The organism is Enterococcus sp. GPZ-007 (genome assembly GCF_059374735.1).
Map to the genome: position 1 here is coordinate 85,173 of NZ_JCAFYN010000010.1, position 9,532 is coordinate 94,704.

At 40.2% G+C, this 9,532-nt stretch carries 9 protein-coding genes; all 9 read left to right on the top strand.

All coding sequences use genetic code 11. The annotated features are described in order from the left end of the window. The first annotated feature begins 18 nt into the window (after window positions 1–18). Window positions 19–1,491, top strand: coding sequence for a UbiD family decarboxylase (locus AC4J95_RS07625; RefSeq protein WP_494549341.1), 1,473 nt, complete (start codon window positions 19–21; stop codon window positions 1,489–1,491). A gap of 9 nt (window positions 1,492–1,500) precedes the next feature. Further along, the gene (locus AC4J95_RS07630) at window positions 1,501–2,070 is read left to right on the top strand and encodes a UbiX family flavin prenyltransferase (protein ID WP_494549342.1); all 570 of its coding nucleotides are present in this window, start codon (window positions 1,501–1,503) and stop codon (window positions 2,068–2,070) included. Then, the gene (gene lpdD / locus AC4J95_RS07635; RefSeq protein ID WP_494549343.1) at window positions 2,063–2,452 is read left to right on the top strand and encodes a prenylated flavin chaperone LpdD; all 390 of its coding nucleotides are present in this window, start codon (window positions 2,063–2,065) and stop codon (window positions 2,450–2,452) included. The genes AC4J95_RS07630 and lpdD overlap by 8 nt, the downstream gene beginning before the upstream one ends. A gap of 136 nt (window positions 2,453–2,588) precedes the next feature. Further along, a complete protein-coding gene (locus AC4J95_RS07640) occupies window positions 2,589–2,798 on the top strand; it encodes a hypothetical protein (protein WP_494549344.1) in 210 nt (69 codons plus the stop codon). Between the two features lie 213 nt (window positions 2,799–3,011). Continuing rightward, window positions 3,012–3,500, top strand: a complete 489-nt coding sequence (locus AC4J95_RS07645) for a GyrI-like domain-containing protein (protein WP_494549345.1) — start codon at window positions 3,012–3,014, stop codon at window positions 3,498–3,500. 171 nt (window positions 3,501–3,671) lie between these two features. Beyond that, the gene (locus AC4J95_RS07650; protein ID WP_494549346.1) at window positions 3,672–4,430 is read left to right on the top strand and encodes an ABC transporter ATP-binding protein; all 759 of its coding nucleotides are present in this window, start codon (window positions 3,672–3,674) and stop codon (window positions 4,428–4,430) included. After that, on the top strand, window positions 4,423–6,018 hold the full coding sequence (locus AC4J95_RS07655) for an ABC transporter (RefSeq protein WP_494549347.1): 1,596 nt from the start codon (window positions 4,423–4,425) through the stop codon (window positions 6,016–6,018). The genes AC4J95_RS07650 and AC4J95_RS07655 overlap by 8 nt, the downstream gene beginning before the upstream one ends. Before the next feature lie 642 nt (window positions 6,019–6,660). Next, a complete protein-coding gene (gene yjeM / locus AC4J95_RS07660) occupies window positions 6,661–8,148 on the top strand; it encodes a glutamate/gamma-aminobutyrate family transporter YjeM (protein ID WP_494549348.1) in 1,488 nt (495 codons plus the stop codon). Between the two features lie 651 nt (window positions 8,149–8,799). After that, a complete protein-coding gene (locus AC4J95_RS07665; RefSeq protein WP_494549349.1) occupies window positions 8,800–9,372 on the top strand; it encodes a helix-turn-helix domain-containing protein in 573 nt (190 codons plus the stop codon). Window positions 9,373–9,532 lie beyond the last annotated feature (160 nt).

The following is a 9,532-nucleotide window of genomic DNA, read 5'->3' on the forward strand; positions in this document are numbered from 1 at the left end:
TACAAGGAGGCTTTTTTTATGTCTACACCTTATGATTTACGAAAAGTTTTAGCTGAGTTGAAAGAAATGTCGGGAGAATATCATGAAACCAATGTTGAGGTTGATCCGCATGCGGAGCTTTCCGGCGTTTATCGTTACATCGGAGCGGGAGGTACGGTTAAACGTCCAACGCAGGAAGGTCCTGCAATGATGTTCAATAATGTCAAAGGCTTTCCTGATACACGTGTGTTAACTGGGATCATCGCCAGCCGCAATCGGGTAGGGAAGATTTTGCATCATGATCCAAAGTATTTAGGTCGTTTGTTGAAGGATTCGGTTCAAAATCCAGTGAAGCCGGTCAAAGTTACAAAGGCAGAAGCGCCTGCTCAAGAAGTGATCCATTTAGCAACGGATGAAGGCTTTGATATTCGCAAAATCTTGGCTGCGCCAACCAATACCGAATACGATGCTGGCCCTTACATCACAATGGGCGTGGTCTTTGGTTCTGATCCAGAAAAAATGATGAGTGACGTGACGATTCACCGGATGGTTTTAGAGGATGCGGATACGATTGGGATGTATATTATGCCAGGAGGGCGTCATATCGGACACTTCCAGAAGCAATATGAAGCGCTGAATAAGCCAATGCCGATCACGATCAATATCGGTTTGGACCCAGCAATTTCCATTGGCACAACCTTTGAGCCGCCAACCACACCGCTTGGCTATAACGAGTTGTGGATCGCCGGTGCGTTACGGCAGGAACCAGTTCAACTAGTTGACGGTGTCGCAGTGGACGAAGTTGGGATCGCTCGTTCTGAGTTTATTATCGAAGCAGAAATTTTGCCTCATGGAACGATGCAAGAAGATATCAACACTAATACAGGTAAAGCAATGCCGGAATTTCCTGGCTATAATGGCGATGCCAACCCAGCAGTGAATGTGGTAAAGGTCAAAGCAATTACGCATCGGAAAGATCGTCCGATCATGCAAACGACGATTGGTCCATCTGAGGAGCATGTCTCAATGGCCGGGATTCCAACTGAAGCCAGTATTTTGGATTTGGTGGACAAAGCGATTCCCGGAAAAGTGACGAATGTCTACAATCCACCTGCTGGCGGCGGTAAGCTGATGTCGATTCTGCAAATTCACAAAGAAACGGAAGCGGATGAAGGAATCCAACGCCAAGCAGCGATTTTAGCGTTATCCGCTTTTAAAGAATTAAAAACCGTCATCTTAGTTGACGATGATGTCGACATTTTTGATATGAATGATGTGATGTGGACCTTGAATACTCGTTTCCAAGGGAATAAAGATATTATCGTGCTGCCGGGAATGCGCAATCACCCATTGGATCCCTCCGAACGACCAGAGTACGATCCATCATCGATCCGGTTCCGCGGCATGAGCAGTAAAACGATCTTGGACGGCACTGTGCCATTTGATTTGAAGGATGATTTTATTCGAGCAGAATTCAAGGAAGTGCCTGATTGGGAAAAATACTTAGAGTAGGTGAGAGAGATGAAAAAAAGAATTGTTATCGGTGTTACCGGCGCATCAGGCATTATCTACGCCATTGATTTGATCAAACGCTTGAAGGATGATCCAACGATCGAGACACATGGGATCATCAGTGATTGGGCGAAACAGAATTTGAAGCTGGAGTCAGATGTGAGCTTGAAAGAGTTGGAAGACATGTTGGATTATCATTATAGTAATCGCGATCTAGGTGCGGCGATTGCCAGCGGGTCTTTTCTGACAGACGGAATGGTGATTGTACCAGCTAGTATGAAAACTATCGCAGGAATTTCGATGGGCTTCGGCGATAATTTAATCTCGCGAGCTGCAGATGTAACGCTAAAGGAACAAAGGAAATTGATTTTAGTGCCGCGGGAAACCCCATTGAATGCGATCCATTTAGAAAATCTAACGAAATTGGCACGACTTGGCGTGCAGATCATCCCGCCAATTCCGGCCTTCTACAATCAGCCGAAAACGATTGACGATATTGTCGCTCATCAATCCATGAAATTGATGGATGCTCTAGGAATTGAAAACAGTGTCTCTAGGCGGTGGAAAGACAGTGAATAACCTTTTTTCTAAGGAGAAAGCCGGCTATAAAATCACTTTGAGTGCGGAATGGATTGGAAATGATCTGTTGCTGAGTCTTTATGGCGGAGATACCCCACATATCGGGACAGTCACTACTTATTCAGGTGACACGGACACTCAAGTCCAACGCTTTCCCAGTCACGATGGTCGTTTTCACAAGGATGATGTTCTAGCAAAGATATTATTAGAAAAGATTCAATCAATAATCTCGGGAAATTGTGTCATCACAGCGGGTGTGCATGTGGATCATATCTCAAAAGAACAAATCGAGGCATCCTTTTTGATGACGAAAGAACTTGCGGACGAGCTGCCTCATTGGATCAAGGAACATCCATTAGCCAAAGAACCATTATACAATTAATTTGAAGCTGCCTAGCTTTTGCTGGGCAGCTTTTTAATGTTTGAATAGTTAAAGAAAATTATTCGAGTAAATGTGACATATGTCCTAATTGGTTTTAAGTAAAAGGAATAGGATAAGGATATAGGAGGTGTTGAAAATGATGATCCTAATTCTATTGATTCTAATGATTGTCGTATTTATGGTGGTTAGAAAACAGCGAAACGTCCGAGCAGAGGCTCGCTACTGGGAACGAATCACTGAACTCGAAGCACAACGAAAAAAACAAATTTTAGCGACAGCTATTAAAATCCAACAGCGAAGTAACTGTCATTCGAACATGAATGACGATTGGAAGCAGGCTAGTTAAGGCTAACTAGTCTGTGCTCCTTCGGCTGAGCGTGCATTTAATCACTGTATATCAAGAATTTGAAAGCCATTTTTTTCAATGATAATTCATAATGTCAAAGTGCTGTTTCTTCCTGAAAAGTGATGGTGGTCTTATTCTGTTTTATTAGATTTCATTTAGCGGGTGGTTCAGGTACAATATTCTAAAATAGGGAAAAAGGATGAACAGAAGAATATGATGAAGTATGAGTTGAAGGAGTTGCCTGCTTTTTCTGTTGTTGGATTAGAACAGACATTGACGAATCAAAAAAGCCAGAATCTCGAACGTTGTCTGTCATTTTGGCCAGCTTTTAATCGCCAGCTTAAAATGAATCGACTAACTCAGCAAAAAGGAAACTGGACCAAGTTTGCCTTTATGGAGCGCCGAGCTGGTCAGCTTTATTACTATTGTGGGATTCCACGTCCTGCTTCTGTACCAGTGAATTTTCTGGTGAAAGAAATTCCTGCTGGCAGTTATTTGGTGGTTGAGCACCGAGGTAGTATGGATCGGATCTACGCTACCTACGAAGAGGTTTATCAGGAGCTACTACCTAAGCTTGATCTATCGTTAAAGCAAACGAGTTTTTTGCACTTTGAAAAATATGGGGAGAAATTTCATTGGAATCGAGAAAACTCCATCATTGAAATATGGGTACCGATAAATAGTCTAAAGCACTCAAAATGAGTGTTTTTTCTTTTCGTTTGTTGTCTTAAGAGACCTTTTCTCGTATAGTGATTAAAAGGGTATCGTCATGTTGCTGGCAGGATTTAGTCATACGAGAGTGCCCATTGAACGATGAACACACACATTTTTTTAGCTTGAAAAATGATTACTTAAATAGTAGGAGATGAAGCGATGATTGAGTTAACAGGGGTTACGAAAGTTTATGGAGAGAAAAAGGCATTGAATAATTTAAGCTTGAAGATTAAAGAGGGCGAAATTTTCGGCTTTTTAGGCCACAACGGCGCCGGAAAATCGACGACGATCAAAAGTTTAGTAAGTATCATCGAACCAACGAGCGGGGAAATCCTCTTTGATGGCGTTAATATAAAGGCAGATCGATTGGCGATCAAGAAAAAAATCGCTTATGTACCTGATTCTCCGGATATGTTTTTGCAATTGACTGCCAATGAGTATTGGGATCTGATCTCAGCTGCCTATGATCTAAAAGGGCAGGAACATCGCCGTCAGGAACTGATCGAACTGTTTGATTTAGGCGGTCATGAAGATGAGACTTTGGAAAGCTTCTCACATGGGATGCGGCAAAAAACGATTATTATCGGCGCGTTGCTGCCTGATCCGGATATTTGGATCTTAGACGAACCGCTGCAGGGATTAGATCCTCAGGCTGCCTTTGATTTAAAGGAAATGATCAAGCGTCATGCGGAAAAGGGCAATACGGTGATTTTCTCGACGCACGTTCTGGACACTGCGCAGCAACTATGCGATGAGTTGGCAATCTTGAAAAAAGGTGAGCTGATCTATAACGGTTCTGTTGACAGTTTACTTGAAAATTATCCGAATGAATCCTTAGAAAGTGTCTATCTTAAGATGGCGGGGCGCCAAGCGGATGGTGACCTGGTTGCAGAACTTGAGGAGGGTGCCCATGAATAGCGGGATTCTCAAACGATTAATCGCAGTGAACATGCTCTACATCAATCCTTCTTATACAAATCAAATTCGAAAAAAAGGTCGGATCGGCAAACAAGTGATCCGCAGCATTATTCAGCAATACGTCATGTCGGGTGTCATTTTCCTATTGATTTACGGGGCGACTATGATCATGATCGACTTCGCGAAATTGCCCGGTTTTTTCACCTATTATATGGTATTGTTCGCTTTAATCGGCTTTTCTCAGTCGCTATCCGCGATTTTCAATGTCTTTTTCGAGAGTAAGGATCTGCAAGACTACTTGCCATTGCCAATCAAACAGGGGGAAGTCTTCATCTCGAAGTTTTTAGCTGTGGGAATGACGATTGTACCGTTTCTGCTGCCGCTATTGATCCTCTTTTTTCTAACCGCCTTTAAGAGCGGCTATTCAGTGGTACTTTCGGTAGTGGGCGCGATTCTATTGTTTTTGATCTTCTTCTTTCTACTATTCAGTCTCTGCAGCTTGATTGTGTTCGGTATGACGAAAACAAAGCTGTTTCGTCAACATAAAAAACTATTCACTAGTTTGATGCTGGGTTTTTCAATGATTGTTTCTGTCGGTGGGATTTTGGCGATTAATTTTACCCAGAGTTCGATGGAGCATACTGCTGGAGTCGTTGATCGACATGCCTTCACTGTGTTTATGCCTTTCTATTACGTGATGCATGGGCTCACTACACAAAAAGGCTTGGTAACCTTAGCGGGTTTATTGGTTTTGACTGGTTTACTGCTGCTGGCATTAAGATTCTTCGTGATTCCTAGTTTATATGAGCAGTTCAGCGATGAAGGCTCCCGTACCGTCGCGACAAAACGAAAAAGAAAAACCAATCAGTCATTGAAAAAGCTGCTGGCGGGTTATAACCGTCAACTGCTGAAGAATCCTAATTTGATCATGCAGGTCTTGACGTCCTCACTTATCATGCCGATCGTTATGGTAGGAACAATGGTTACAACTAACCCTGTAAACCTGCAAACCTTGACTCCAAAGTTTATGGGAGTATTTTTTGTCGCTGGCATTGTTTTTGCTTGCATCATGTTGAATCAGACCTCTTTTGTTAGCAACTTGATCTCATTAGATCGTGAGAATTTTTCGTTTATCCAGTCGCTTCCTTTGTCGCTGGAAAAATATCTGCGACAAAAGTTTTGGGTTGGCTGTAAGATTCAAATGTTGATCGCTGGCGGAGTAGGGTTGGTTATCTCGCTTGTTCTGCGATTACCGCTATTTTTAATGGCACCCTTGATCATTGGAATCTTGTGGGGTACCTATCTGATGTCACTTTACTTTTTTAGTCGTGATTATCGTCTGCTAAATGTGACCTGGACGAACGTTAGCCAGCTCTTTACGCGAGGAGTAGGGAATTTCGGTTTGATGATCTGGATGTTTGGAACACTATTTATTGGGGCAGTCTTGATCGTGCTTTATGTTGTAGCAGTGGTGATGAATCTCAATCCGGTACTGCTAAATGGCGGGGTAATGATCTGGCTGGCGATACTATCCATTGCATGGTTGTTAATCAATCGGAATAATTTCTGGAAAAAATTAGGTGATTAGGTTAATAGTGACAGAAAAGAATCTCGAAGCGAGGTTCTTTTTTTCAAGTTTGCCTAATTAATTTATGGAAAATGACAGCTGTGAAAATTAGAATAATCAGGCTATTCGATTGGTTTTTAATGTGTGAAAAATGGCTTAATCCTAAAATAAATCAAATTGTATTATCATAAACATGCTTTAAACGATGTTGACTCAAAATTACCGCTCATTTAGGATGGGAGTTTTTCGATTTGAAACAAAAGAAATCCTGTATTTTTTTAATTTTAAATAAAATTTAAGAAGTAAATAGGTAGCGCTTTCTAATTTTAGATTAAACGTTTTTAGTTTGATATAACGTGATTTTACCGACGGAATGGAAAGAAATAAAAAAACAGATTAAAATATCCGTTTTGAAAATATGTTATTTTTGTTATTTTATCATTTTGAAGAAGGAATGATTTTATCTCTTTCGTAATTGCTTTTATACGATTTTTCAGAATATTCATACCTTTACGAGATTCTTGCACTCTGTGTTTTTTCATTGTAAAGTTACATTTAGGGATTTCTTACCTTTAGCTTGTTCTTGTTCAATTAATAACTAATTATAAGATCAAAATACAAGTGTAATAAAGACCCTAGAAAAATTGAATAGGAGTGGTTTCATTGGCCAAATCAGAGAAAGGCATGACGCTAGTAGCATTAGTCATGATGATCTTTACCTCAGTATTTGGGTTTGCTAACGGACCAGTAGCCTTTTACTTAATGGGGTATGGTTCAATCGTCTTTTACGTTGTCGCAGCAATTCTATTTTTTATTCCATTTGCATTGATGATGGCGGAGTTCGGCTCAACAATTAAAGGCGAAAATAGCGGAATGTACAAGTGGCTGGAGGTCAGCGTAGGACCACGTTTCGCATTTATCGGAACATTCATGTGGTTTGCTTCTTACGTTGTCTGGATGGTTTCTACCTCATCTAAAGTTTGGATTCCTTTTACTACAGCATTTGCTGGTAGCGACCAAACGCAAAAATTACATATGTTGGGTATGAACTCTACTCAAGTAGTTGGTTTATTAGCATGTGTATGGATGATCATCGTCACTTTGGTCTCAATCAAAGGGGTCAAAGGAATCGTAAAAATCACTAGCTTAGGTGGTATTGCGGTAACTAGTTTAAATGTTGTATTGATCGTGATTTCTGGAATTATTTTAGTATTAAATGGTGGACATTTGGCGCAACCGTTCAACCATATTTTACATTCTCCAAATCCTAGTTATCAAAGCCCAATCGGTTTATTAGGCTTCGCGGTATTCGCGATCTTCGCATACGGCGGTCTGGAAGCTGTTGGGGGTATGGTTGATAAAACGAAGAACCCTGAAAAAACATTCCCTAAAGGTGTCGTTCTTTCTGCATTGATCATTTCAGTTGGTTATGCATTAGGAATCTTCTTATGGGGTGTAAGCACGAACTGGCAAGATGTTCTTTCTGGTGATTCTACTAACTTAGGAAATATTTCTTACGTGATGATGAACAACTTAGGTTATGTTCTAGGTGACGCTATGGGTCTTGGTCATGGCGCTGCCATCAGTATGGGTAACTGGTTTGCTCGTTATACTGGTTTAGGTATGTTCTTGGCTTATAGTGGTGCGTTCTTCACATTGACGTATTCTCCATTGAAAACGTTGATTATGGGAACACCGAAGAAATTATGGCCTAAGAAATTTACTGAATTGAACGAAAACGGTATGCCAAGTTTCGCTATGTGGGTTCAATGTGGTCTTGTTGTTGCGATTATCTTGATCGCTTCATTCGCAACACCAGATCCATCAGCGTTTTATAACATCTTGACTTTGATGGCGAACGTTTCAATGACATTGCCTTACTTGTTCTTGATTTACGCATTCCCTAAATTCAAGAATAAACAAGGGTTAGAACGTCCATTTGAAGTATACAAATCTAAAAGCATGACTATGATCATCAGTGTTGTCGTCTTCTTGTTAGTATTGGGTGCGAATATCTTCACGATTTTCCAACCAATCATCGAAGGTGCTGGCGCGCGTGATACATTATGGATGATCGCCGGTCCAGTTGGATTTACCGTAGTTGGTATTATTCTTTACCAAAACTATGTACGTCGTTCAAAAGCCGAATAGTCATAATGATGAGTCTCGACGATCTTTCGTCGGGGCTTTTTTTCTGCCTTGAAATAGAGTAACGATGTGTCCTGTAAACTGTTAAAATTTCTTTTCGGTCTGACTTCTTTTTCTGATAAACTTATTGGTGACTGAATGAAGCCGAGAGCAATTCTGAAGATGGTAGGGCTGTTTGGTGTTCTTCACATATTGAGATTAGGGATCAAATAATTTCTATTTTTTGATCAGATGAATGTTTAGATCATCTAGCTTCAATAGCTGCGAGTAGTCTGATGGTTATTATGGTCATGTCTGTTATTTTTAAACGCGAATCCAGTGTCTAGATGTTGTCGTCTTTTTATTTGAACTCACTCGTTTTTCGAGTGGAAACAAATCTAGTCTAATTGTTGATTTGGAGAACTATTCCAGGCTTGTGCTATGGTCTAGTCTTGGGATTACTACGCTGGAAAACGAAAAAATGCTATTTTATGGTGCTTTTACACGGAGCGATGAAAATATTTGGTCGTTAATAAAAATTATGATAAGTATTGATAAATCAATGTTTATGTGTGTGATAAAGACTTTTGACAAGAATAAAATGGCCCATGATAAAGAGTTTTGCTGGTGAGAATCAGTAAGAGGTCTTATGGTGAGGATGAAGGAGCGGATGAAATGAATTTAAGCAAACAGATCAAACGATTAAGAGAAGCCGCAGGTTTTTCTCAAGAAGAATTATCAGAGAAAATTTACGTTTCTCGGCAGACAATCTCTAATTGGGAGAATGAACGGAGCTATCCTGATATTCATAATCTGTTATTGCTGAGTGTTCTTTTTGACGTGACTTTAGATGAACTTGTCAAAGGAGACGTGGAAACGATGAAAAATGTGATTAGAAAAGATGAACTGGGGAAATACTCAAATATTATGGGAGGAACGATTCTAGCGGCGGCAATTTTGATCGGACCTATCTGGAAGTTTTTTGGTAATATTGGTCTTCTGATACCTTTTGGGCTTTGGTTGATAGGCATGTGGGCCGCAATGAAAGCTGAGAAACTTAAAAAAGAAGAAAATATCAAAACCTATAAAGAAATTGTCACTTATATGGAATGTGGCGATGTAGAAGCGCAACGACAAGCAAGAAGTTCTAAGAGAGATGTATTATCAAAAGTTGCTATAGTCGTCGGTTTTGTTGCTGTTTTTATGGGAATCTTATTAGCAAGCTTATGGTTAAGCGGAATGTTTTAAAAATATAAAGAAATTTAACGTCTGAAACTGTATTGATCAGTTTTCAGGCGTTTTTTTTGACGAACTTTTTATGTATTAGTATTTGCTATTCTTAATCAGAGGAAGTATTTTTGACCGTCAAATCATTCAATCAATTGTCCCGCTTTTATTTTTTAATAAT